The organism is Leisingera sp. (assembly GCF_982940295.1).
In genome coordinates this window covers 34,729-58,755 of the sequence record NZ_CEYXRG010000022.1, presented here as the reverse complement: position 1 = coordinate 58,755, position 24,027 = coordinate 34,729, and the positions used below count along the sequence as shown (strand labels likewise).

General features: G+C 65.0%; 19 protein-coding genes. 11 read left to right on the top strand and 8 right to left on the bottom strand.

The genetic code is table 11. The features are described 5' to 3' along the window. The first annotated feature begins 3 nt into the window (after positions 1-3). The gene (locus tag AC4HIX_RS17570) at positions 4-2,244 is read left to right on the top strand and encodes a xanthine dehydrogenase family protein molybdopterin-binding subunit (RefSeq protein WP_490399920.1); all 2,241 of its coding nucleotides are present in this window, start codon (positions 4-6) and stop codon (positions 2,242-2,244) included. 44 nt (positions 2,245-2,288) lie between these two features. Here the strand turns inward: AC4HIX_RS17570 and AC4HIX_RS17565 are convergent, their stop codons facing one another. From AC4HIX_RS17565 to AC4HIX_RS17555, 3 genes are all read right to left on the bottom strand, one after another. Then, positions 2,289-2,804 carry a GNAT family N-acetyltransferase gene (locus AC4HIX_RS17565; protein ID WP_475046442.1) on the bottom strand — a complete coding sequence of 172 codons (516 nt, stop codon included), beginning with the start codon at positions 2,802-2,804 and terminating at the stop codon, positions 2,289-2,291. 25 nt (positions 2,805-2,829) lie between these two features. Further along, positions 2,830-3,609: a gamma-glutamyl-gamma-aminobutyrate hydrolase family protein gene (locus tag AC4HIX_RS17560; RefSeq protein WP_490399919.1), complete on the bottom strand. Its 780-nt coding sequence runs from the start codon at positions 3,607-3,609 to the stop codon at positions 2,830-2,832. Between the two features lie 131 nt (positions 3,610-3,740). Then, on the bottom strand, positions 3,741-4,361 hold the full coding sequence (locus AC4HIX_RS17555; protein WP_490399918.1) for a helix-turn-helix domain-containing protein: 621 nt from the start codon (positions 4,359-4,361) through the stop codon (positions 3,741-3,743). A 164-nt stretch (positions 4,362-4,525) separates the two neighbouring features. Here AC4HIX_RS17555 and AC4HIX_RS17550 point away from each other — a divergent pair, with 164 nt between their 5' ends. Continuing rightward, on the top strand, positions 4,526-5,008 hold the full coding sequence (locus AC4HIX_RS17550; RefSeq protein WP_475046447.1) for a fasciclin domain-containing protein: 483 nt from the start codon (positions 4,526-4,528) through the stop codon (positions 5,006-5,008). A 111-nt stretch (positions 5,009-5,119) separates the two neighbouring features. Here the strand turns inward: AC4HIX_RS17550 and AC4HIX_RS17545 are convergent, their stop codons facing one another. From AC4HIX_RS17545 to AC4HIX_RS17535, 3 genes are all read right to left on the bottom strand, one after another. Beyond that, the gene (locus tag AC4HIX_RS17545) at positions 5,120-5,548 is read right to left on the bottom strand and encodes a GlcG/HbpS family heme-binding protein (RefSeq protein WP_490399917.1); all 429 of its coding nucleotides are present in this window, start codon (positions 5,546-5,548) and stop codon (positions 5,120-5,122) included. Between the two features lie 114 nt (positions 5,549-5,662). Further along, entirely contained in the window at positions 5,663-7,810 is a 2,148-nt protein-coding gene (locus AC4HIX_RS17540) for a malate synthase G (RefSeq protein ID WP_490399916.1), read from the bottom strand. A gap of 227 nt (positions 7,811-8,037) precedes the next feature. Next, on the bottom strand, positions 8,038-8,244 hold the full coding sequence (locus AC4HIX_RS17535; RefSeq protein WP_475046453.1) for a hypothetical protein: 207 nt from the start codon (positions 8,242-8,244) through the stop codon (positions 8,038-8,040). A gap of 125 nt (positions 8,245-8,369) precedes the next feature. Between AC4HIX_RS17535 and pepN the strand changes: the two genes are divergently transcribed. The 3 genes from pepN (at position 8,370) to AC4HIX_RS17520 (ending at position 12,833) form a co-directional block, all read left to right on the top strand. Then, the gene (gene pepN / locus AC4HIX_RS17530) at positions 8,370-10,934 is read left to right on the top strand and encodes an aminopeptidase N (protein ID WP_490399915.1); all 2,565 of its coding nucleotides are present in this window, start codon (positions 8,370-8,372) and stop codon (positions 10,932-10,934) included. After that, positions 10,927-11,385 (top strand): hypothetical protein, encoded by a 459-nt coding sequence (locus AC4HIX_RS17525; protein ID WP_490399914.1) that lies wholly within the window; start codon positions 10,927-10,929, stop codon positions 11,383-11,385. The genes pepN and AC4HIX_RS17525 overlap by 8 nt, the downstream gene beginning before the upstream one ends. Before the next feature lie 215 nt (positions 11,386-11,600). Continuing rightward, a complete protein-coding gene (locus AC4HIX_RS17520; protein ID WP_490399913.1) occupies positions 11,601-12,833 on the top strand; it encodes a hypothetical protein in 1,233 nt (410 codons plus the stop codon). A gap of 36 nt (positions 12,834-12,869) precedes the next feature. On the opposite strand, the gene AC4HIX_RS17515 is transcribed toward AC4HIX_RS17520, so the two are convergent. Further along, positions 12,870-15,236, bottom strand: coding sequence for a Tex family protein (locus AC4HIX_RS17515; protein WP_490399912.1), 2,367 nt, complete (start codon positions 15,234-15,236; stop codon positions 12,870-12,872). A gap of 292 nt (positions 15,237-15,528) precedes the next feature. On the opposite strand from AC4HIX_RS17515, the gene gatB reads away from it, so the two are divergent. From gatB to AC4HIX_RS17500, 3 genes are all read left to right on the top strand, one after another. After that, a complete protein-coding gene (gatB, locus tag AC4HIX_RS17510; RefSeq protein ID WP_490399911.1) occupies positions 15,529-17,040 on the top strand; it encodes an Asp-tRNA(Asn)/Glu-tRNA(Gln) amidotransferase subunit GatB in 1,512 nt (503 codons plus the stop codon). Positions 17,041-17,346: 306 nt separating this feature from the next. Beyond that, positions 17,347-18,588 (top strand): peptidase T, encoded by a 1,242-nt coding sequence (gene pepT / locus AC4HIX_RS17505; RefSeq protein WP_490399910.1) that lies wholly within the window; start codon positions 17,347-17,349, stop codon positions 18,586-18,588. 170 nt (positions 18,589-18,758) lie between these two features. Next, on the top strand, positions 18,759-19,220 hold the full coding sequence (locus AC4HIX_RS17500) for a DUF4177 domain-containing protein (RefSeq protein WP_475046464.1): 462 nt from the start codon (positions 18,759-18,761) through the stop codon (positions 19,218-19,220). 82 nt (positions 19,221-19,302) lie between these two features. Here AC4HIX_RS17500 and AC4HIX_RS17495 read toward each other — a convergent pair whose 3' ends face one another. After that, positions 19,303-19,557: a BolA family protein gene (locus tag AC4HIX_RS17495; RefSeq protein ID WP_475046465.1), complete on the bottom strand. Its 255-nt coding sequence runs from the start codon at positions 19,555-19,557 to the stop codon at positions 19,303-19,305. Between the two features lie 106 nt (positions 19,558-19,663). Between AC4HIX_RS17495 and AC4HIX_RS17490 the strand changes: the two genes are divergently transcribed. From AC4HIX_RS17490 to cobT, 3 genes are all read left to right on the top strand, one after another. Next, complete coding sequence (locus tag AC4HIX_RS17490) at positions 19,664-20,287, top strand: DnaJ domain-containing protein (RefSeq protein ID WP_421054641.1); 624 nt, start codon at positions 19,664-19,666, stop codon at positions 20,285-20,287. Between the two features lie 529 nt (positions 20,288-20,816). Then, positions 20,817-21,803: a cobaltochelatase subunit CobS gene (gene cobS / locus AC4HIX_RS17485; protein WP_058284445.1), complete on the top strand. Its 987-nt coding sequence runs from the start codon at positions 20,817-20,819 to the stop codon at positions 21,801-21,803. A 193-nt stretch (positions 21,804-21,996) separates the two neighbouring features. Then, entirely contained in the window at positions 21,997-23,874 is a 1,878-nt protein-coding gene (gene cobT, locus AC4HIX_RS17480; RefSeq protein ID WP_490399909.1) for a cobaltochelatase subunit CobT, read from the top strand. Positions 23,875-24,027: the final 153 nt, after the last annotated feature.

Below are 24,027 nucleotides of genomic sequence, written 5' to 3'. Positions count from 1 at the left end.
ATCATGGCCAGCTTCAAGAAAATCGCCCGCCGCTCCTTCCTGATCGGGTCCGCCGCCATCGTCGGCGGCGTGGCCTTTGGCGCCTATTACGTCAGCCGCCCTGCCCCGAACCCGCTGAAGCCCGGCGACGGGGAAGTGGCGTTCAACCCCTTTGTGATGATCTCGGACCAGAAGATCACCCTGATCGCCCCGCGCGCCGAGATGGGCCAGGGCGTGCACACCACCTGGGCCGCGCTGATCGCCGAGGAACTGGACGTGACACTGGACCAGGTGGAGGTACTGCACGGCCCCGCCGCCAAGGCCTATTACAACTCCGCCCTGATGAGCGAGGCGCTGCCGAGCACCGGCTATGACAAGTCCAGGTTCATGCATTCGCTGGGCGAACTGCTGGGCCAGGCGGGCAAGCTGCTGGATCTGCAGGTGACCGGCGGCTCGACCTCGATGAAGGACGGCTATGAGCGGATGCGGCTGGCCGGGGCCTCTGCCCGGGAAACGCTGAAGGAGGCCGCCGCCCAGCGCCTTGGCATCAACCGCAGCCAGCTCAGCACCCGGGAGGGCAAAGTAGTGGCGCCGGATGGAGCGGAAATCGCTTATACCGAGCTGGCAGCAGATGCAGCCCGGCTGGAGCCGGTCGACGGCCACTTGCGCCCGCGCAGCGAATGGCGGCTGCTGGGCAAGTCCCAACCGCGGATCGACATGGCGGACAAGGCAACCGGCACCGCGCAGTTCGGCATTGATGTTCGCCTGCCCGGCATGAAGTTTGCGGCCCTCAAAGCGAACCCGCATCTGGGCGGCCGGATGAACGGTTTTGACGCCGCGGCCGCGCTTCAGATGCCCGGCATTGAAACGGTTGCGGATCTTGGCGATGCGGTTGCCGCTGTCGGCAGCAACACCTGGCTGACGCTTCAGGCGCTGGAAGCCATCGAGTTCGACTGGGGCGCGGCCCCGGTCCCGGCCACGCAGGCAGAGATCTCCGGTGCGATCCGCGCGGCGTTTGACGCCGAGCCGAACTCCACCCTGCGCGACGACGGCGACGCCGCAACCCTTCCGGAGGGCGCGCAGGAGGTGACGGCGGAATACGAGGTGCCGTACTTGGCTCACGCCACGATGGAGCCGCTCAACGCCACCGCGCTGTTTGACGGCAGCCGCCTGCAGATCTGGTGCGGCAACCAGGGGCCGATGCTGGTCCGCGACCACTGCGCCAAGGCGCTGGGGATCGAGCCGGAGCAGGTCGAAGTGAACACCACTCTGATGGGCGGCGGCTTCGGCCGGAGGGGCGAGGTCGACTTTGCCGTCTATGCCGCGCGCCTTGCAGGGCAGATGCCGGGCACCCCGGTGCAGCTGACCTGGAGCCGCGAGGAGGACATGACCCATGATTTCTACCGCCCGGCCTCGGCGGCACGGTTCCGCGGTGCGGTGAAGGATGGCAAGGCGCTGCTGCTGGACGGGCAGATTGCCGGCCAGTCCCCCACTGCGCAGGCGATGAACCGCTGGATCGGCTTGTCGCCCAGCGGCCCGGACACTGCCTTGACCGACGGCGCCTTTAACCAGCCCTATGGCATCCCGAATTACCGAATCCGCGGCTATGCCGCCGATCTGCAGGTGCCTGTGGGTTTCTGGCGCTCTGTCGGCGCCTCGATCAACGGCTTTTTCATGGAGAGCTTTGTGGATGAGCTGGCCCACGCCGCGGGTGCCGACCCGATAGAGTTCCGTCTGGAGCTGGCGCGCGACGAATGGGGCCCTGCCGCCAAGGTGCTGGAGGCGGTCAAGGAGATGTCCGGCTGGACCGGCAAGACGCCCGAAGGCGTGGGCCGCGGTGTTGCCATGACCTACAGCTTTGGCACCCCGGTGGCGCAGGTTATTGAAGTTGCCGAGGAAGAGGGCGGCATCCGCCTTCGAAAAGCGTGGACCGCCGCTGACCTGGGCGTTGCGCTGGACCCGCGGAACCTGGAGGCGCAGATGTCCGGCGGTATGGCCTACGGGCTGTCGGCGGCGATGTTCGGCGAGATCACCTTTGCCGAAGGCGCCGCGGAGCAGATGAACTTCCCCGATTACGACGCCATCCGCATGCACACGATGCCGCAGGTGGAGGTGCGCATTCTGGAAGAACAAGCCCATATCGGCGGCGCGGGCGAACCCGGCACGCCGCCCGCGGCCCCGGCGCTGGCAAACGCGCTGTTCGACCTGACAGGAAAACGGGCGCGGCGGCTGCCGCTGATGCATGACTTCGATCTGCTGACTTGAGCGTAAAGGGGTCTGCCCCGCTGCGGGCAGGCCGCCACACCGGATCAGTCGAGGATCTTGACCATCCGGTAGTTGTGGATCTTCACGCCGCGGCGCTCAAAAACGCGCCGCCGGTCCACGGCAAAGCCCTGCCGCTCAAAGAAGCCGCGCGCGGCTTCGCTCGCCTCAACATACAGCAGCCCAAGCCCCTGGCGCAGTGCGGCCGTTTCCAGCCTGACGTACAACGCCGCCGCAACACCCTGCCCCGCGGCGCCGGGGTGGCAGAACAGCATGTCGATATGGCCGTCGGATTCAAGGTCGATAAAGGCCACCGGCGCATCGTCCTCTCCGATTGCAACCCAAACCGCCCGCCCGTCGGACAGCTTCTGCCCGATGGTTTCGGCGGGCGGCGCCACGGGGCACCAGGCGTTGATCTGCTCCGGCGAATAGTACCGGCTTGCGATGCCATGCACCGCCGACCGGAACACCTCCGCCAAGTCCGCCGCATCGCCTGCCTTGAATTGCCGGATCCTGTACGTGCCCGTCTGCCGGGGCGCGCCGTCTTCGAAATCACCTTTCATACCCAAACCTTTTAACCAGATACACCTACGCGGATTTCTGAAGACCAGACTGAGCGCTGCCATCCGCCCAGCCCCGCACCGCAGAGCCAAACGCCTCAAACAAGGGGCGCGACACCGGATCGCTGGCGGCATCCCATTCCGGATGCCACTGCACCGACAGCGTAAAGCCCGGCGCGTCCTTGATGAAGATCGCCTCCGGTGTGCCATCGGGCGCGTGCCCGTCCACCACCACCCGGGTGCCCGGACGCTTGATGCCCTGGCCGTGCAGAGTGTTGGTCATCACTTCCTCGGCGCCGAACAGCTGGTGGAACACACCGCCGGCGCTGAACCGGACGCTGTGGCGCAGGGCAAACTTTTCTTCCAGCGTGCCGTCCGGCGGCATCCGGTGGTTCATCCGCCCCGGCAGATCGCGGATTTCGGGATAGAGCGTGCCGCCCATTGCCACGTTGACCTCCTGAAAGCCGCGGCAGATGCCCAGGAATGGCTGGCCGCGCTCCACGCAGGCGCGGACCAGCGGCAAGGTGATGGCATCGCGCGCCCGGTCAAAGGCCCCATGCGCCTCGGTCTCCGCCTCGCCGTATTCATGCGGGTGCACGTTCGGCCGCCCGCCCGTCAGCAGGAAGCCGTCGAACGTCTGAAGCAGCTCCTCGACGGTGACAAAGCGCGGGTCGGAGGGGATCATCAGCGGCATACAGCCCGCGACCTCGGCAATTGCTTCGGAATTCATCGTGCCGCCCGCATGCACGGGGTACTGATCGTTAAGCAGATAGGAGTTGCCGATAATGCCAACCTTGGGTCGCGTCATGATCCACTCGTAATTTCATTTCCTGAAGAAAAACCTAGCCCTGACACTGCACAGGTTCAACAGGCGGCGCAGAGCAACACAGTGTTCACACCTGCACAACCCTGCGTCAGCAGGCGGCTTGCCGCCCCGGCTCAGCCCGACGGGCTGTCCGGCACACTGTCCCGCGAGACCACCACGAGCGCACGGCACCGCTGCCCCGGCACCGCCCGGTAGCTGTGGGCGAACCCGGCATCAAAATAGACCGAGTCGCCCCTGTCCAGAATCTCGGTCCTGCCGTGTATGCCCAGTTCCAGACCGCCCTCAATCACATAGATCATCTCCGCGCCCGGATGCGCGTGCGGCGCGCTTTCGGCGCCGTTGCCGGAAAACTCCGCCAGATAGGACTGGAACCGCCCCTTGGTCACGGGGAAATCCAGGCTCTCGAACAGATAAGACAGCGGCCCGTCAGTCTTGTCGCCCAGCTTCAGCCGGTCCCGCTCCCGCACCACCTCCAGCACCGGCGCGTCCTCGCCCGGGCCGAAAAAGTGATCAAGGCCGACGCCGAACACCATCGCGATGCGCAGCAGGGTCGCCAAAGTCGGGAACACCTGCCCCCGTTCGATGCGCGACAGCATCGCTGCTGACAGACCGGTATGTTCACCCAGCTGCGCCAGCCCCATGTCCTTCCCCTGCCGCAGACTGCGCAGCTTGGGGCCGATTCTATAGGCCTCCAGGCCTTCCTGAAGCGTCTCGGACAGCATGGGCTTGCTCATGGTTTTTAACCTCCGGGGCAATCCTTTTTGGAAAATTTTACCCAAGTGCAAAAAATATGCACCTCACACAAACGTGTATCTCATGCAAATTTTTTGCATGTCAAGCTAACTGTGCCAGACCTCTCTGCCCTCCTCCCGCTGGCGCCTGACAGAAAGGATGTCCCATGTTTTTCAACCGCCTCTCCGTGACTGCGTTTGCCATTGCCCTCGGCCTTTCAGTACCGTCGGCCGTGCCGGCCGGGTCCAAGGATATTGTCGAGACGGCCGCCGCAGCCGGCCAGTTCGAAACCCTGGCAGCCGCGCTGACCGCTGCTGATCTGGTGGGAACGCTGCAGGGCGATGGCCCGTTCACGGTGTTTGCGCCGACCGATGAAGCCTTTGCGGCCCTGCCGGAAGGCACGGTCGAAACCCTGCTGAAGCCTGAAAACCGCGCGCAGCTGACCGAAATCCTCACCTATCACGTGGTGCCGGGCAAGGTGATGTCGTCGGATCTGAGCGATGGCATGACCGCGGAAACCGTCATGGGAAAAGAGATCACCGTGTCGATGGGCGACGGGGTAAAAATCAATGATGCTGCGGTGACCGCTGCGGACATCGAAGCGTCAAACGGCGTCATCCACGTGATTGACGCCGTCATCCTGCCCTAAGCGCGCCCGCCGTCTGCTCTGAAGCAGAACCCCCCTTCCGCTTTATGAGCAGGGCCCTCTCCCGTCTTATTGAGCGGGCTTCCCTCAAGCCCCGGCGGGAGGGGGTTGTCGTCAGATTTCGCCGTGCAGGCCCGCCGCTTCGATCCCGGCCACCGCGGCGGCGGCGTCATTGTCCGAGGTGTCGCCGGTCACGCCTACGGCCCCGACCACATCACCAGTGCCGTTCCTGACCAGCACTCCGCCCGGCACAGGTACCACCTGGCCGCCGTAAACCCCGTTCACCGCAGCCATGAAATAGGCCTGGCTTTCTGCGCGGGCCATTTGCGCCGTGCCTGCCATGCCCAGCATCACCGCGCCATAGGCCTTGCCATGGGCGATGGCAAACCGGCCCGGCGCCGCGCCGTCCTCGCGCTCGAACGCCTGCACGTGACCGCCGGCATCCAGCACCACCACCGACAACGGTTTCAATTCCATCCCGCGCCCGCATTCCAGCGCCGCCCGGATGATGGTGCGCGCCTGATCCAATGAAATCCCTGCCATGAGTGGTCTTCCTCCCGCTGACGTTACGTTACGAAAGGAAAAAGGAGGCCAAAAGGCCCCCTTTGACTACCCGTCAATTCCGGGAAACTGTTTTCCAGGGTCAGTTTGACGCAATCAGGCTGACGCTTCATGGGCCTTCAGCTCCAGACGGCGGGCGTGCAGTACCGGCTCGGTATAGCCCGAAGGCTGCACCCGGCCCTTGAACACCAGATCGCAAGCCGCCTGGAAGGCAATGGTGTCAAAGCCCGGCGCCATCGGACGGTAGCTGTTGTCGCCGCGGTTCTGCTCGTCCACTACCTTGGCCATCTTGCGCAAGCTGCCCATCACTTCCTCCTCGGAAACAACGCCGTGATGGAGCCAGTTGGCGATGTGCTGAGCAGAGATCCGGCAGGTCGCGCGGTCCTCCATCAGGCCGACGTTGTTGATATCCGGCACCTTGGAGCAGCCGACACCCTGGTCGATCCAGCGCACTACATAGCCCAGGATGCCTTGCGCGTTGTTGTCGACCTCGCGGGCTATCTGCTGCGGCGTCCATTTGCGGTAGGTCGCCAGCGGGATTTCGAGGATGCCATCGACATGGGCGCGGCGGCCGCCGGCCTTGAGCTTCTCCTGCACCGCAAACACATCGACCTTGTGGTAATGCAGCGCGTGCAGGGTGGCCGCGGTCGGGCTCGGCACCCAGGCGCAGTTGGCGCCGGATTTCGGATGCTCGATCTTCTGCTCCAGCATCGCCGCCATCATGTCGGGCATCGCCCACATGCCCTTGCCGATCTGCGCCTTGCCGGACAGCCCGCATTCCAAGCCGATATCCACGTTCAGGTTCTCATAGGCGCCGATCCAGGCCTTGCGCTTGATGAAATCCTTGCGCGAGAACGGCCCGGCCTCCATCGAGGTATGGATCTCATCGCCGGTGCGGTCCAGGAAACCGGTGTTGATGAAGGCAACCCGGTGCTTGGCGGCGCGGATGCATTCCTTGAGATTCACCGAGGTGCGGCGCTCCTCATCCATGATGCCGATCTTCACCGTGTGGCGCGGCAGGCCCAGGATATCCTCGACCTTGTCGAAGATACGGTCGGTAAAGGCGACCTCTTCCGGCCCGTGCATCTTGGGCTTCACCACATAGACCGAGCCCAGCGCGGAGTTGCCGCCGTCGCGTTTCAGGTCGTGCTTGGCGATCAGGACGGTGATCAGCGCGTCCAGCAGGCCTTCGTAAGCCTCATTGCCGTCCTTATCCAGCACCGCCGGGTTGGTCATCAAGTGGCCCACGTTGCGCACCCACAAGAGGGCGCGGCCCTTCACGGTCTTGGCGGTGCCATCCGGCGCGGTGAAACCGAAATCGGGGTTCAGGCGGCGGGTGATGATCTTGCCGCCCTTTTCCAGGTTGGTCTCCAAGTCGCCCTTCATCAGGCCCAGCCAGTTGGAATAGGCCAGAACCTTGTCCTCGGCATCAACGCAGGCGACCGAGTCCTCGCAGTCCATGATCGCCGACATGGCGCTTTCCAGCCGCACATCCGCCAGGCCCGCCTGGTCGCGGGCGCCGATCGCGTGGGCGCGGTCAAAGACCAGCTCCACATGCAGGCCGTTGTTGCGCAGCAGCACGGATTCCGGCGCCTTGGGGTTGCCGCGGTAGCCTGCAAATTTCTCCGGCTGCGCCAGCGGCAGGTCGTCGATCAGCAGCTGGCCGTCCTGCACATGGTAGCGGCGCGCATCCGCGTGGCTGGTGCCGTTGACCGGGAAGGCCTCATCTAGAAACACCCGCGCCCGCGCCACAACCCGCGCGCCGCGGCCTTTGTCATAGCCGCCCGCCGGGGCAGGCGTGCCCATCGCGTCGGTGCCGTAGAAAGCGTCATACAGGCTGCCCCAGCGCGCGTTGGCCGCGTTCAGCGCATAGCGGGCGTTGGTGATCGGCACCACCAGCTGCGGACCGGGCACCGATGCGATCTCCGGGTCCACGTTCTGGGTTTCGATCCCGAAATCGCCGCCCTCGGGCAGCAGGTAGCCGATGTCGGCCAGGAACGCCTTGTAGGCCTCGTGGTCGTGCGGCTTTTCGCGGTTGGCGATATGCCAGGCGTCGATCTTGGCCTGGATGTCCTCGCGCTTGGCCAGCAGCGCCCGGTTCTCCGGGCCGAACCCGTTCACCAGTTCCGCCAGGCCCTTCCAGAACGCGTCGGCCTCGACACCGGTGCCGGGCAGTGCCTGTTTCTCAATAAAATCCGCCAGTTCCGGCGCCACCTGAATTCCCTGTTTCTCGACCCGGCTCATGTCTTGCTCCTTCCGGCGGTACACCACTGTATGCTGATACCTAGTTAGGGCAGAAGTTTCCGATCAGCAACAAAACAGCCCATCGGTGAAACCAAACGCAATTTCTTGTTTTTCAAGAAAGTGCCGAAAAGAATTCCGAATATGCTTCAGCTGCGGGCACCAGAAACGCATCAAGGGTGCACAGGCCGCCCTGCACACCCCGGAAAATCACACAGTCAGGCAGCCTGTCAGTCCGCAGTTCCGTCAATCACCGCCTGCACCTCGGCGGCGGTGGCAGGTGTTTCCACCTTGTCCTGTTCGCCGCCCCGGTCGAACACCATCAGCAGAAACAGCCCCAGAGCAATTACCGCAAAGACGACAACCGCGCCGATCCCCAGCAGCGAGGGTTTGTGCTTCTCCGTCTGACGGTCGACGTTGGTATCCGGCGCGGACATGGCTGAACTCCTTTTCCAAAACAAATTGAGGCGCAGGACGGCTTGCCGCTCCGCCCGGTGTTGCCTACGACTATGGTAACTACGTGCCGGACCCCGCTCCGGTTCCAAAAAAACGAGGTTCCGCCGTGAACGATGCAAGCCCCGCCACCGCCCCCAAGACCTTTTACCTGAAGGATTACACGCCCTTCGGATATGATGTCGAAAGCGCCCATCTGACCTTCCGCCTGGCACCGGAAACCACACGCGTTCTCAGCAAGATCCGCTTTGCGCCCAAGCCGGATGCAGCGGACAAGACCTTCTTCCTGCACGGCGAGGAGCTGCAGCTGATTGCGGCCAAAATCGACGGCCAGGAGGTGGCGCCGGAACTGGTTGAGGGCGGCCTCAAATGCGAGGTGCCCAGCGTCCCCTTCACCTGGGAGGCCGAGGTGGAGATCAACCCGGCCGGCAATACCGCGCTGGAGGGGCTCTACATGTCCAACCGCATGTATTGCACCCAGTGCGAGGCGGAGGGTTTCCGCAAGATCACCTATTACCCCGACCGCCCCGACGTGATGTCCACCTTCACCGTGCGGATCGAGGGCGACGAGCCGGTGATGCTGTCCAATGGCAACCCCATGGGCCAGGGCGAAGGCTGGGCCGAGTGGCACGACCCTTGGCCGAAACCGGCCTATCTGTTTGCGCTGGTGGCGGGCGATCTGGTGAACCACCCCGGCAGTTTCACCACCAAATCCGGCAAGGAGGTGGAGCTTAACATCTGGGTCCGCCCCGGCGACGAGGGCAAATGCGCCTTTGGCATGGAGGCGCTGAAGAAGTCGATGAAGTGGGACGAGGACGTCTACGGGCTTGAGTACGACCTGGAGCTGTTCAACATCGTCGCCGTTGATGACTTCAACATGGGCGCGATGGAGAACAAGGGGTTGAATATATTCAACTCGTCCTGCGTTCTGGCGTCGCCTGAGACCTCCACAGATGCCAATTTCGAACGTATTGAAGCAATTATCGCCCATGAGTACTTTCACAACTGGACCGGCAACCGCATCACCTGCCGCGACTGGTTCCAGCTGTGTCTCAAGGAAGGGCTGACCGTTTTCCGCGACGCTCAGTTCACCGCAGACATGCGCTCCGAGCCGGTGAAGCGCATAGACGACGTGATCACCCTGCGCGCCCGTCAGTTCCCCGAGGACAACGGCCCCCTCGCCCATCCGCCGCGCCCCGAGCAGTTCCAGGAGATCAACAACTTTTACACCGCCACGGTCTATGAGAAAGGTGCCGAGGTGATCGGGATGCTGAAGCGCCTGGTCGGGGATGAGAACTACTACAAGGCGCTGAAGCTGTATTTCGAGCGCCACGACGGCCAGGCCTGCACCATCGAGGACTGGCTGAAAGTGTTCGAGGACGCGACCGGCCGCGACCTCAGCCAGTTCAAGCTGTGGTACAGCCAGGCGGGCACCCCGCGGGTGAAGGTCTCCGAGGACTATGCAGACGGCACCTATACCCTGACGTTCGAGCAATCGACGCCACCGACCCCCGGCCAGCCGGAGAAGGACCCGCGGGTGATCCCGGTGGCCGTGGGCCTGCTGTCCCCCAACGGCGACGAAGTGCGCGGCACAGAAGTGCTGGAGCTGACGGAAGCCAAGCAAAGCTTCACCTTCGAAGGCCTCGCCTCCAAACCCGTGCCCTCGATCCTGCGCGAATTCTCCGCGCCGGTGATCCTGGAGCGCGAGACCACCAACGCCGAGCGGGCCTTTTTGCTGGCCCAGGACACCGACCCGTTCAACCGCTGGGAGGCGGGCAACGCGCTGGCCAAGGAAAGCCGCGTGGCGATGGTGCTGGACGGGGCCGCACCCGATGCGGCCTATCTGGACGCGCTGGAGAAACTGGTTCGCGATGACGATCAGGACCCGGCCTTCCGCGCCCTGGTGCTGACGCCGCCCAGCCAGTCCGACATCGCCCAGACCCTGCATGAGCGCGGTTTCACCCCCGATCCGCAAAAGATCTATGATGCGGCAGAGACCTTTGCCCAGACCCTGGCGCAGCAGCTGGAAACCAGCCTGCCCCGGCTCTATGCCGCGACCACGGTCGACGGCCCCTATGTCCCGGACGCCGAGGGCGCCGGAAAACGTGCCCTCAACGGCCGCATCCTGTCGCTGCTGACCCGGCTGGACGGCGGCGAGCAGGCCGCGCGCCAGTATCATGCAGCGGACAACATGACCCAGCAATACGCCGCACTTGGCGCGCTGATGAAGGCGGAGAAGGGCGAGTCGCAAAGCCAAGCGTTCTTTGATCAGTGGCAGGACGACCGGCTGGTGATGGACAAGTGGTTTGCCTTGCAGATCGCCTGCGCCGCACCGGAGAAGACCGCCGCCACCGCCGCGGAGCTTACCCGCCATCCGCTGTTTGACATGAAGAACCCGAACCGCTTCCGCGCGGTAATGGGGGCGCTGGCGGGCAACCATGCGGGCTTCCACCATGCCAGCGGCGAAGGCTATCAGCTGCTCGCCGAAAACCTGATCGCGCTGGACAAGCTGAACCCGCAGACCACCGCCCGCATGTGCGCCGCCTTCCAGACCTGGAAGCGGTATGACGCCGGCCGCCAGTCGCTGATCCGCGCCCAGCTGACCCGCATTGCGGGTACAGAAGGCCTGAGCCGCGACACCACCGAAATGGTCACCCGGATCCTGGATGCCTGACGCACCTGGAACACCTGCCCCGGCGGAGGACTACAGCTTCTCCCGCCGGGGCCGCTCCCCGGCTGCCATGCTGGCAACGGGCGGCTGGCTGGCGGCGCTGCTGGTGCTGCGGCTGGTGCTGGATGCAGCCCTGTGGCTGGTGGTCCTGCTGGCCCTGCCGGTGCTGCCCGCCCTTTGGGACCTGATCCGCAACCCATTGGCAGGGCTTAAAATATCGCAAAGCCGGATCGAATGGTTCAGCGGCGGGCTGAGCGGTGAAGCCCATCTCAGCGAGATTGAGCGGGTGCGTTTTGACACCCGCTGGGATTTCTCGGTGCGCGCCACGCTGATCCTGCGCAGCGGCAAGCGCATCCGCCTGCCGCAGGAGGCCACGCCGCCCCACACCGAAGCGGACGCGGAATTCCAGAAGCGCGGGCTGCGCACGGAGCGGCACCATTTCACCGCGTTTTGAACGCCTTCCGTCAAAGCCCCGCCAAAACAACTTCGGATTGTTCAGATTGATGGGTATTTAACCGCCTGTGCGCGGGAACTTCCCTACTGCCGCCATCTTTGCGCCCCATTACCTGAGGAAACTGAGACCAACGATAAGCTGCCACTCTTCAGGAAGCAAAAATGCTCACACAGTCTCGACAGGCAAAAGAACTTCTTTCCCGGATTTCAGGTCTGGTGTCCCGCACCTCTTTGCCTGCCAGCCGCCCCGAACTAACGCCCTCTTCCGGCCCCGCCGGCACGCTTTTGAACCGGCCCCTTGAGGACAGCCTGTCGATCCCGGTCTGCAGCGCCCAAGGTGATCCCGATTGCCTGAAAGCCCAGGACCGCGGCCAGTTCCTGGCCCGCCAGGAACGCTGGGAAGACCTTTCCCGCGAGATCCGCGAGGCCGACCTGAGCCGCGCCACGGCCCGCTGCGGCCTGCCGCTGGCCGATCTCATCGCCTATGGCGCCCGCGCCGACGTGGTGAATGCCACCGAAAATGCTCTGGCCGAGCAGAAGGACGCGAGCAACCGCAGCCTGATCCGCGGCCTGATGGCGTTCGAGGCGCTGCGGGCAGAGCACCGCCACGACCCCTATCTGACCGCATTGGTGGCGCTGGCCCATATCGACATCGGCTGGGCCTGGCGCGGCCCCGGCAATGCGCCTGCGGCCCCAGCCTCCAGCCAGCGCCGCTGCGCCGCGCATTTCGACCGCGCCGCCGCCCTGCTGGAGCCGATTGCCCAGGACAGCGAGGACAGCCCCTTCCTCAAGGCAGCGCAATGCGCCCTCTTTGCCCGCAACAGCGGCGGCACCCTGCCGGTGGCGGATGCCTTTGCCGCCCTGATCGACCTGGCCCCCGCCAACCACCGCCACATGCGCACCCTGGGCACCCATATGCTGCCGCGCTGGTCCGGCTCCTATGCGGCGCTGGAGCTTGAGGCCCGTCGCACCGCCGCGCGCACCGCACAGACCTGGGGCGCTGGCGGCTACACCTGGGTCTATTTCGACGCCATCGCCATCGACGATCAGGCCTGCGCCCGGGTCGATACCCGGTTCTTCCTCGACGGCCTGAGGGACATCGTTCAGGCCAACCCGTCACAGGAGATGATCAACCTCTTGGCGGCCTATTGCAGCGTCGCCCTGCGCAAGGACCAAGGCCAGAACATTCAGGCCGACCTGCCTCGGCTCAAGATCGCCGCGGCCGCCGGCTGGCTGATCCGCGACCACCTGAAGGAGCTGCATCCGCTGGTCTGGGCCCATGCCGCTGAGGGGTTCGACAACAGCGCCCGCATCACTTCGCTCAGCCGCTTTGCCGCCCGCGGCCATGCCGGCGCGCTGCAGGCCATCGCCACCCAGTTCCGCGAGGAGATCGAAGGCGGCCAGAAGGTTGCCTTTACTGAAGAAGGGCTGGAGTTCAGTCCCGCGTAACCGCCCTGCAAAAGACGGGGCCGAAGCCCCGTGCCGTCATTTCTTCTTGAAGGCGTCCATCAGCGCCGCGCCCAGCGCGCCTGTACTTTGGCTTGAGCCCTGATCTCTGGCTTGGCCGCCCTTGGGTCCAGCAGACATCCTGCCCTTGCTGCCCTGAGGGCCGCCGGGCTTGCCGCCGCGACGCGGGCCTGCGCCCTTGGCCGGGCCGCGCGCATTGCGGTCTTCCTTGGCGGAGGCACCGCCGTCCTTCTTCATGGTCAGACCGATCCTCTTGCGCGGCACATCCACCTCGGTGACGGTCACTTTCACCACCTGGCCGGTCTTCACCACCTCATGGGGGTCCTTCACGAAGCGGTCGGCAAGCTGGCTCACATGCACCAGCCCGTCCTGATGCACGCCGATGTCCACAAAGGCGCCAAAGGCCGCGACGTTGGTCACCGTGCCCTCCAGCACCATGCCGGGCTTCAGGTCGGTGATCTCCTCCACCCCGTCCTTGAAGGAGGCCGTGACAAAGGACGGGCGCGGGTCGCGGCCCGGCTTTTCCAGCTCCTGGAAAATGTCACGCACGGTCGGCAGGCCGACATCGCCGCCTACGAAGTTCTCGGCCCGCAGGCCTTTCAGCGCCGCGGCGTCACCCATGATCTGGCGGATGTCGCGCCCGCAGGCGGCCACGATCTTGCGCGCCACATCATAGCTTTCGGGGTGCACCGAGGACGCATCCAGCGGCTCCTTCCCGTCGCGGATGCGCAGGAAGCCCGCGCATTGCTCAAACGCCTTGGGGCCAAGACGCGCGACCTTCAACAGCTCCTTGCGCGAGGCGAACGCGCCGTTCATGTCCCGGTGCGCCACAATTGCCTCCGCCAGCCCGGGGCCAAGGCCGGAGACATGAGCAAGGAGCGGTGCTGAGGCCATGTTGAGGTCCACGCCCACCGCGTTCACCACATCCTCGATCACCGCCTCCAGCGATTTCGACAGTTTGTGCTGGTCCACGTCATGCTGGTACTGGCCGACGCCGATGCTCTTGGGCTCGATCTTCACCAGCTCCGCCAGCGGGTCCTGCAGGCGGCGGGCAATCGACACTGCCCCGCGCAAGCTCACGTCCAGATCGGGAAACTCCCGCGCCGCCAGCTCGGAGGCGGAGTAGACCGAGGCGCCCGCCTCCGACACCACCACCTTGGTCGGCGCCTTGATCTTGGCAGGCAGGTGTTTCAGCACCTCCGCCACCATCCGCTCGGTCTCACGGCTGGCGGTGCCATTGCCGATGGCAATCAGCTCGACGCCGTGTTCTGCGATCAGCTTGACGATAGAAACCTGCGCCCCGCGCAGATCGTTCTTCGGCTGGAACGGGTATAACGTTTCAGTCGCCACCAGTTTCCCGGTCGCATCCACCACTGCCGCCTTGACGCCGGTGCGAATGCCCGGGTCCAGCCCGAGAGTCGGCCGCGCACCGGCCGGAGCTGCGAACAGCAGGTCCTTGAGGTTGCGAGCAAAAACCTGAATGGCATCCTCCTGCGCCCGGCCGCGCAGATCGCCCATTAGCTCCAGCATCATCGACAGGCTCAGCTTCACCCGCCAGGTCCAGCCCGCGACCTTGCGCAGCCATTTGTCGCCCGGGCCATTGCCGCCCGCGCCCAGCTCCGCCGCAACCATGGCCTCGGCCCGTGCCACGCCCTCTTCCGGCTCCGGCCCCACGTCCAGCGTCAGCACGCCTTCGTTGGAGCCGCGCAGCATCGCCAGCACCCGGTGCGAGGGCACATCCGCCCAGCGCTCGGTGTGGGCGAAATAGTCGGAGAACTTGGCGCCCTCCTGCTCCTTACCCTCAATCACCTTGGCGGTCAGCACCGCCTCCCGCTGCAGGAACTCCCGCAGCCGGCCCAGCAGGGATGCGTTTTCTGTCAGCCGTTCGGTCAGGATATCCCGCGCGCCATTCAGAGCGTCCTTCACCGTGGCCACCGCATCGGTAATGTACCCTTCCGCCAGCTTCTCCGGGTCGGCGCTGCGGTCGGCCAGGATGGCATCGGCCAGCGGCTCCAGCCCGTTTTCGCGGGCGATCATCGCCTTGGTGCGCCGCTTGGGCTTGTAGGGCAGATAAATGTCCTCCAGCTGCGCCTTGGTCTCCGCCTTGGCGATCGAAGCCGCCAGATCGTCGGTCAGCTTGTCCTGCCCCTTGATCGACTCAAGGATTGCCGCCCGCCGCTTTTCCAGCTCGCGCAGGTACTCCAGCCGCTCCGCCAGGGTGCGCAGCTGAGTGTCATCCAAGCCCCCGGTCGCCTCCTTGCGGTAGCGCGCGACAAACGGCACGGTGGCGCCTTCATCCAGCAGCGCGACGGCAGCGCTCACCTGCTTGGCGGCGGCGCCGATTTCCGTGGCAATGGTCTGGCTGATGCGGGCGGATGTGTCCAAGGCGGCCTCCTGAAATTCTGTTCGGGCTGCCAGTTCTAGCCCTCCTGATGCACCCCGCCAAGAGGCTGAATCGGGCTCAGGCGAACCATCGCGAAGGGCCGCGCCCGTCCGCGGGCGGAAGCGAAGCGCCCGCCCATGGGAGCGGACGGGCGCTGCCCGGGCTTACAGCCCGTGCAAATTAAGGAGGATCCGCACTGCGAAGAGTTTTCTCCGCCACCTGCCCCCTTGCCCCTGCCCGCCAGCGGGCCTAGAACGCTTGCCAACCAAGGACATTCGGATACGGCGGAAAACCATGCTCGACCTGACATATGAACTCCCCAAGCCCAAGGTGATCGCGGGCGCCAAGCATGACTGGGAACTGGTCATCGGCATGGAGGTGCATGCCCAGGTCAGCTCCAACGCCAAGCTGTTCTCCGGCGCCTCCACCAAGTTCGGCGCCGAGCCGAACTCCAACGTGGCCTTTGTGGACGCAGCGATGCCCGGCATGCTGCCGGTGATCAACGAATACTGCGTTGAGCAGGCGGTGCGCACCGGCCTCGGCCTGAAGGCGGACATCAACCTGTGGTCGGCCTTTGACCGCAAGAACTATTTCTACCCCGACCTGCCCCAGGGCTACCAGATTTCCCAGCTTTATCATCCTATTGTGGGCGAAGGCGAAGTGCTGGTGGAACTGGGCGACGGCACCGCACGCACCGTGCGGATCGAGCGTATCCACATGGAACAGGACGCGGGCAAATCGATCCACGACATGGACCCGCACATGTCCTTTGTCGACCTCAACCGTACCGGTGTCTGCCTGATGGAGATCGTCTCCCGCCCCGACATCCGCGGGCCGGAGGAAGCCGCCGCCTATATCGCCAAGCTGCGCCAGATCATGCAGTATCTGGGCACCTGCGACGGCAACATGCAGAACGGCAACCTGCGCGCCGACGTGAACGTCTCGGTCTGCCTGCCGGGCCAGTATGAAAAGTACCAGGAAACCCAGGACTTCAGCCACCTCGGCACCCGCTGCGAGATCAAGAACATGAACTCGATGCGCTTCATCCAGCAGGCCATCGAGGTCGAGGCACGCCGCCAGATCGCCATCCTCGAGGCCGGCGGCGAGATCGTGCAGGAAACCCGGCTCTATGACCCGGACAAGGGCGAAACCCGCTCCATGCGCTCCAAGGAAGAGGCGCATGACTACCGCTATTTCCCCGACCCCGACCTGCTGCCGCTGGAGATCGAGCAGGACTGGGTAGACGGAATCGCCGCCAATCTGCCGGAGCTGCCGGACGAGAAAAAGGCGCGTTTCATCAACGACTTCGGCCTCAGCGACTATGACGCCTCGGTGCTGACCGCGGATGTGGAATCGGCGGCCTTCTTTGAGGAAACCGCCAAGGGCCGCAGCGGCAAGCTGGCCGCGAACTGGGTGATCAACGAGCTGTTTGGCCGCCTGAAGAAAGAAGACCACGCGATCACCGAATCCCCGGTCTCCCCCGCCCAGCTGGGCGGCATCATTGACCTGATTTCCTCGGACGCGATTTCCGGCAAGATCGCCAAGGATCTGTTCGAGATCGTGTACACCGAAGGCGGCGACCCGGCGCAGATCGTCGAGGAGCGCGGCATGAAGCAGGTGACGGACACCGGCGCCATCGAGACCGCCCTGGACGAGATCATCGCCGCCAACCCGGCGCAGGTGGAGAAGGCCAAGGTGAACCCGAAACTGGCGGGCTGGTTCGTCGGCCAGGTGATGAAAGCCACCGGCGGCAAGGCCAATCCCAAGGCGGTGAACGAGCTGGTTGCCAAGAAACTGGGCGGCTGATCCCAGCCGGAAAACGGAATTCAAAAGGGCGTCGTTCGCGGCGCCCTTTTTCGTGCCGGAACGGGGGTGACATGCGTGCACCCCCTGTACACCCCCTGTGCACCGGGTGGTGTCATTCCAAATCTTCCGTCCGGCGGCACGCCGGACAGCCCCCGACCGCCCCCATGGGCGGGGGCTTCGCCCCCACCCGCGGTCAGACGCTGCCCTTCGCGCTGACAAAAACCCGCTCACTACCCCGTCATATTCGCCGCCGCTTGACCTTCCCCGCGCCAGCGGCTTTGCTCCGCCCAAAATCCCGGAGGCTTCATGGAACGCATTTTCGATCAGGATCTCGAGGACCGTCTGGTCCGCTACGCCGCCATCGACAGCCAGAGCGATGAGACCTCAGCGACGACACCCAGCACCGAAATTCAGTTCGATATGCTGAACCTGCTGGTGGCTGAGCTGAAGGAAATCGGCGCGCAGGATGTGGAACTGACGGATTATGGCGTGGTGCTGGCCACGGTTCCCGCCACCGCGCCGGGGCCGGCGATTGGATTCCTCGCCCATATCGACACTGCACCGCAGTTCAACGCAACCGGTGTCAAGCCGCGGGTGATCAAGGGATACGATGGCAGCGATATCCGCTTTCCCGACAACCCGGATCTAGTGCTGTCGCCGCAGAAATCCCCCTACCTCGCCTCCAAACAGGGCGATGACCTGATTACCGCCTCCGGCCTCACCCTATTGGGGGCTGACGACAAGGCGGGCGTTGCCATCGTGATGACCCTGGCGCGGCACTTGCTGGCAACCCCCGGGATCAAACACCCGAAGATCCGCCTCGCCTTCACCCCGGACGAGGAAATCGGCCGCGGCGTGGGCGCGCAGCTGCCCAAGGATCTGGGCGTGGACTTCGCCTATACGCTGGACGGCGGCGACGCGGGCGAGATCGTTTATGAGAGCTTCTCTGCCGACCGGGCGGTGGTGACCGTCAAGGGCGTGTCGATCCATCCCGGCTGGGCCAAGGAAAAGATGGTGAACGCCGCGCATCTGGCGGCCAAGATCGTGCAGACGCTGCCGCAGGCCACGATGACGCCGGAAACCACTGACGGCCGTGAGGGGTTCATCCATATCACCGATTTGAACGGCGGCTCGTCGGAGATGGAGATCAAGCTGATCCTGCGCGACTTTGAACTGGACGGGCTGGCCGCCAAGGGCGACCTGCTGCGCAAGGTCTGCGGCGCGGTGCAGGCCTCGGAGCCGCGGGCGGAGATCACCTGCGAAATCACCCCGCAATACCGCAACATGCGCTACTGGCTGGAAAACGACATGACCCCGGTGGAGCTGGCGCTGGAAGCCTGCCGCGCGCTTGGGATCGAGCCGGTATCGGCCCCGATCCGCGGCGGCACCGACGGCTCGCGGCTGACCGAGCTGGGGGTTCCTACGCCCAATATCTTCACCGGCATGCAGAATGTGCACGGGCCGCTGGAATGGATTTCGGTGCAGGACATGACCAAGGCCACGGAAGTCTGTCTGACGCTGGTGCAGATGGCCGCGGCGGAGGGCTGAACCGTTTGCGGGTCCCGGAATTTTGCGAAAATTCCGGCTCGTAAAGCACGTGTTTTCCGGGCCGTTTTCCGCGCCGGAAAACGGCGGGCCGCCGCACACCGGCTGCCCCTCCGGCCCCTTGACCGCTCCCCCCTTTCCGCTAAAGCTGCGGGCCGAAACAGGAGACGTTCATGCAAGCATTTGAGTACAAGGTTGTCCCCGCCCCCGCCAAGGGCACCAAGGCGAAGGGCGTGAAGACACCCGAGGCGCGCTTTGCCAATTCGATCGAAATCCTGCTGAACGAGATGGCCGCCGACGGCTGGGAGTTCCAGCGCGCGGAGCTGCTGCCGAGCGAGGAGCGCTCCGGGCTGACCGGCTCCAGCACGAACTGGCGCAACGTCATGGTGTTCCGCCGCGCCCTTGCCGCGGAAGCGGCGGACCGGGCGCCCGCTGCTGACGTGCTCTCCCGTCCCGGCGAGCCGCCGCTGACCGCCACTGCGGGCGATCCCGAGGCGCCTGCCGGCGCCACTCCTGTTCCCGGGCCCGGCGCCGCGAAGATGCAGGCGGACGACGGCGTGGAAGAACTCAGCCCAGTGTCCGGGATGACCGCCGCGCTGAAAAAGCGGGCCGGGCTGCAAGACGACGAGAAGTAGCGCGGGGAAACGGCGGGCGGATTGCCCGCCCTGCCGGTCCGCTGTTTGCTGGGCGGACGGTTCCGCCCGCCACCGCGCGGCCTTAGGCCCCGGTATCCAGCGCCAGCGCGTGGATCCGCGGCACGATATTCCCCAGCGCCTTGTGCACGGCGCGGTGCTGCGCCACCCGGCTCATGCCCTCGAAGGCCCCGGTGCGGATCCGTACCGCGAAATGGCTCTCGCCCGAGCCATCGTCGCCTGCGTGGCCCGCGTGTTTGTGGCTTTCGTTCACCACCTCCAGCGCGCTCGGCGCAAAGGCCGCCTGCAGCGCCGCTTCCATTTCCTGCTTCACGCTCATTTTCCGCTCATCCCCGTAAATTTTTCCGCGCGCCCCCTTCAATCTGGCGCCCCTTAGACTAAACTGCTGCCTCCGAGTCGAACAGATGCGTCTAGAAGGTGCGCCCATGACCAAATCCGATCCCTTTGGCTTCGATATGTCCGTCCGCTCCGCCAAGAAGAAGAACCCGCGCGGGCGGCGCGCAGCCACGGGTGCTTCCGAAACCTCTACCCGCGTCTGCGACAAGGAGGGCTGCGAGGAAGCAGGCAAGTTCCGCGCCCCCAAGGCGCCGGACGTGCTGGATGATTTCTACTGGTTCTGCCAGGAGCACGTGCGCGAGTACAACAACAAGTGGAACTTCTTCGAAGGCACCACCGAGGCGGAGCTGAATGCGCAGCGCTCCAAGGACAAGGTGTGGGAGCGCGAGACCAAGCCGATGGGCGACCCTGAGGCCCGCGCCTGGGCGCGGCTGGGCATCGAGGACCCCCATCAGGTTCTGGGCGCCAATGCCACCCAGAACCCGGGCCGCGCCGCCAAGACCGGCCGCCGGCTGCCCCCCACCGAGCGCCGGGCGATCGAGATCCTGGAAGCCAAGGACGACTGGTCCAAGGCCGACATCCGCAAGGCCTACAAGAAGCTGATCAAGGTGCTTCACCCCGACATGAACGGCGGCGACCGCAGCCAGGAAGAGCAGTTGCAGGAGGTCATGTGGGCCTGGGATCAGATCAAGGACAGCCGCAGCTTCAAGTGAGCGCGGCAGATCACCGAATTGCGGAGGGCGGCCTGGGGCCGCTCTTTTCTTTCCTGCGGACCCGTGCCTGGGGCTGATTTCCGTGGCCTGGGTGCTGACCGGTTTGGACCGGCCTCATCAGCCGCTCACCGCCCGATCCCGTAATTATTGCTGCCGGCCGCGCTGTGCTGCGCTTTGTAGCTGGCGATGGGCGGTCTTTCGCCGAAAATTATAGATAGACTTTTTATTTCTTTGACCCGCCCTGCCGTGACCGGTTAGGCAAAGATGTGCCGGCCGCAGCCTACCCCCCCAAAGCTTCGCGGGCGCCGGCAACAAAACGCGCCCCCTGCTGCCCGGCCGGGGGCGCAGTGCGTATCGCCCCCTCTGCCATCTGTCCGCAGTCCGCTCAGCGCCGTCTGTCCAGTTCCGGAACAATCGCGGCGTCAGCTGGTTTCCTGCCACACTTCCCCTTGCCCTCGCGCGCCAGATCGGGCACCAATCCCGCGGATTGGACCCTGATGGCAGGGAAGCGGTATAAGGATCGACTGGGATGACCGACGGCTTTGTGGATATGAATGCGAAACCGACCGAAGCAATTTCGGTGCGCGATGTGTTCGGGATCGACACGGATATGACGGTCAAGGGCTTTGCCGACGGCTCCGACCGGGTGCCGGCGCTGGACCCGACCTACAAGTTCGACCCGGAAACCACGCTGGCGATCCTGGCGGGCTTCAGCCACAACCGCCGTGTGATGATCCAGGGCTACCACGGTACCGGCAAGTCGACCCACATCGAACAGGTCGCCGCCCGCCTGAACTGGCCTTCCGTGCGTGTGAACCTCGACAGCCACATCAGCCGGATTGACCTGATCGGCAAGGACGCGATCAAGCTGCGCGACGGCAAGCAGGTGACTGAGTTCCACGAAGGCATTCTGCCTTGGGCGCTGCGCAACCCGGTTGCGATCGTGTTCGACGAATATGATGCGGGCCGCGCCGACGTTATGTTCGTGATCCAGCGGGTGCTGGAGCATGACGGCAAGCTTACCCTCTTGGACCAGAACGAGATCATCACCCCGAACCCGTTCTTCCGCCTGTTTGCCACCGCCAACACCGTTGGCCTCGGCGACACCACCGGTCTGTATCATGGCACCCAGCAGATCAACCAGGCACAGATGGACCGCTGGTCGCTGGTCTCGACCCTGAACTACCTGAGCCACGACGCCGAAAGCGCCATCGTGCTGTCCAAGGCGCCGCATTACAACACCGAGAAGGGCCGCAAGACCATCAGCCAGATGGTGACCGTTGCCGACCTGACCCGGACCGCCTTTATGAACGGCGACCTGTCCACAGTGATGTCGCCGCGGACGGTGATCAACTGGGCCCAGAACGCCGAGATCTTCCGCGACGTGGGCTATGCCTTCCGCCTGTCGTTCCTGAACAAATGCGACGAGCTGGAGCGCCAGACCGTGGCCGAGTTCTACCAGCGCTGCTTCGACGAAGAGCTGCCGGAAAGCGCCGCCAGCGTGAGCCTGGGCTAACAGCAAGGTGCCGCCCGGCGGCAACGCCGGGCAGTGCCCGACCGCCCCGTCGAACCCAAGGTTCGCCTTCGGCAAAACGGAGCGGGCACTTCGTTTCCCGCCCGCGGCCGGGCAATGCCCTTTGATACAATCAAAGAAGGCTGGACAACGGCTGCACTTGGCGGAATGCTTCGATCAAGGACACCTTGCGACCATGAAAAAGCCGAACGACAACCCCGCCGATCCGTTCAAGAAAGCCCTGGCCGAAGCCACCAAGGTGATGGCCGACGACCCGGAACTGTCGGTGAGCTATACCGTCGACCCCTCCGGGCTGTCGGGCGACTCGATGCGGCTGCCGCAGGTCTCCCGCCGGATGAGCCGCGAGGAGGTGCTGCTGGCCCGCGGCACCGCGGATGCGCTTGCGCTGCGCCACAAGTTCCACGACGACGCCACCCACGCGAAATACGTGCCGCAGGGCGAGATGGCCCGCGACCTCTATGAGGCGATGGAAACCGCCCGCTGCGAGGCGATGGGCGCGCGCCACATGCCCGGCACTGCGTCAAACATCGACGTGAAGATCCGCAACGAGTCGATCCGGCGCGGCTATGACCAGATGAAATCCTCCTCCGAGGCGCCGCTGGCCGCCTCTGCGGGCTATCTGATCCGGCACTTGGCCACCGGCCGCGAGCTGCCGGAGGGCGCTGCCAACATCATGGAGCTGTGGCGCGGGTTCATCGAATCCCAGGCCGGCGGCACGCTGGAAAACCTGGACGAAACCATTGCCGACCAGGCCGCGTTCGCCAAACTGGCGCGGCAGGTGATCTCGGACCTCGGCTATGGCGACCAGCTGGGCGATGACCCGGATGATCTGGACGACGAGGCCAATGACGAGGCCGAAGACAACGCCGAGGAGCAGCAGGATCCGGACAGCACCGGCCAGGACGATTCCGACGAGGAACAGGCCGACGCGTCTCCCGAGCAGAGCCAGGAGCAGCAGCAGGACGAAAGCCAGGCCCAGGTCTCGATGGACGAGATGGCCGACGACGAGCTGGCCGAGGACACCGAGATGCCCGACGGCGAGGCGCCGCTGGAGCCGCCTGCCCCGCCGCCGGTCTCTGATGCGGACCCGGACTACAAGGTGTTTCTGGACACCCACGACGAGGAGATCAACGCAGAAGAGCTGGCCGAGCCTGCCGAGCTGGAGCGTCTGCGCGCCTATCTCGACCAGCAGCTGGAGCCGCTGAAGGGCGCGGTGAGCCGCTTGGCGAACAAGCTGCAGCGCCGCCTGCAGGCGCAGCAGAACCGCAGCTGGGAGTTCGACCGCGAGGAAGGCATCCTGGATGCCGGCCGCCTGGCGCGGGTGGTTGCCAACCCGACCACGCCGCTCAGCTTCAAGGTCGAAAAGGACACTGAGTTCCGCGACACCGTGGTGACTCTCCTGCTGGACAACTCCGGCTCCATGCGCGGCCGCCCGATCTCGATCGCGGCGATCTGCGCTGACGTGCTTGCCCGCACCCTGGAGCGCTGCAACGTGAAGGTCGAGATCCTCGGCTTCACCACCCGCGCTTGGAAGGGCGGCCTGGCGCGCGAGGCCTGGCTGAACGACGGCCGCCCGCAGCAGCCGGGGCGTCTGAACGACTTGCGCCACATCATCTACAAGGGCGCCGACGCCCCGATGCGCCGCACCCGCGCCAACCTGGGCCTGATGATGAAAGAGGGCCTCTTGAAGGAAAACATCGACGGCGAGGCGCTGGAATGGGCGCACCGCCGCATGGTGGCGCGGCGTGAGGCCCGCAAAATCCTGATGGTGATCTCCGACGGCGCGCCGGTGGATGACTCGACGCTGTCGGTGAACCCGGCGAACTACCTGGAGAAACACCTGCGCGACGTGATCGCCATGGTCGAAAAGCGCAAGCAGGTGGAACTGCTGGCAATCGGCATCGGCCACGACGTGACCCGCTATTACGAACGCGCGGTGACGATCACCGACGTGGAGCAGCTGGCAGGCGCAATGACCGAGCAGCTGGCCGCCTTGTTCGACAGCGACCCGCGCGCCCGCGCACGGGTGATGGGCATCAAACGCGCAAGCTGACGCCAGCTCCCTCAGACGGCCAAGGGAGCCCTCCCGCGCCTTTGGCCTGCATCAAAGATGCCGCCCTCAGCCTTGGGCATGGCCGCGCGCTGACCCCCGCCGCGGCGCCCCGGGGGCCACGGCCGACGTTCGACACCCGACTATCGACGCCCG

Excerpts from the sequence above, each read along its gene's own strand:
- AC4HIX_RS17565 (WP_475046442.1), bottom strand. The coding sequence starts at position 2,804 with ATGAAAGGTGATTTCGAAGACGGCGCGCCCCGGCAGACGGGCACGTAC.
- AC4HIX_RS17555 (WP_490399918.1), bottom strand. The coding sequence starts at position 4,361 with ATGAGCAAGCCCATGCTGTCCGAGACGCTTCAGGAAGGCCTGGAGGCC.
- pepT (WP_490399910.1), top strand. The coding sequence starts at position 17,347 with ATGGAACGCATTTTCGATCAGGATCTCGAGGACCGTCTGGTCCGCTAC.
- AC4HIX_RS17535 (WP_475046453.1), bottom strand. The coding sequence starts at position 8,244 with ATGTCCGCGCCGGATACCAACGTCGACCGTCAGACGGAGAAGCACAAA.
- AC4HIX_RS17545 (WP_490399917.1), bottom strand. The coding sequence starts at position 5,548 with ATGGCAGGGATTTCATTGGATCAGGCGCGCACCATCATCCGGGCGGCG.
- AC4HIX_RS17490 (WP_421054641.1), top strand. The coding sequence starts at position 19,664 with ATGACCAAATCCGATCCCTTTGGCTTCGATATGTCCGTCCGCTCCGCC.
- AC4HIX_RS17540 (WP_490399916.1), bottom strand. The coding sequence starts at position 7,810 with ATGAGCCGGGTCGAGAAACAGGGAATTCAGGTGGCGCCGGAACTGGCG.
- cobT (WP_490399909.1), top strand. The coding sequence starts at position 21,997 with ATGAAAAAGCCGAACGACAACCCCGCCGATCCGTTCAAGAAAGCCCTG.
- AC4HIX_RS17495 (WP_475046465.1), bottom strand. The coding sequence starts at position 19,557 with ATGAGCGTGAAGCAGGAAATGGAAGCGGCGCTGCAGGCGGCCTTTGCG.
- AC4HIX_RS17500 (WP_475046464.1), top strand. The coding sequence starts at position 18,759 with ATGCAAGCATTTGAGTACAAGGTTGTCCCCGCCCCCGCCAAGGGCACC.
- AC4HIX_RS17525 (WP_490399914.1), top strand. The coding sequence starts at position 10,927 with ATGCCTGACGCACCTGGAACACCTGCCCCGGCGGAGGACTACAGCTTC.
- gatB (WP_490399911.1), top strand. The coding sequence starts at position 15,529 with ATGCTCGACCTGACATATGAACTCCCCAAGCCCAAGGTGATCGCGGGC.
- cobS (WP_058284445.1), top strand. The coding sequence starts at position 20,817 with ATGACCGACGGCTTTGTGGATATGAATGCGAAACCGACCGAAGCAATT.
- AC4HIX_RS17550 (WP_475046447.1), top strand. The coding sequence starts at position 4,526 with ATGTTTTTCAACCGCCTCTCCGTGACTGCGTTTGCCATTGCCCTCGGC.
- AC4HIX_RS17570 (WP_490399920.1), top strand. The coding sequence starts at position 4 with ATGGCCAGCTTCAAGAAAATCGCCCGCCGCTCCTTCCTGATCGGGTCC.
- AC4HIX_RS17560 (WP_490399919.1), bottom strand. The coding sequence starts at position 3,609 with ATGACGCGACCCAAGGTTGGCATTATCGGCAACTCCTATCTGCTTAAC.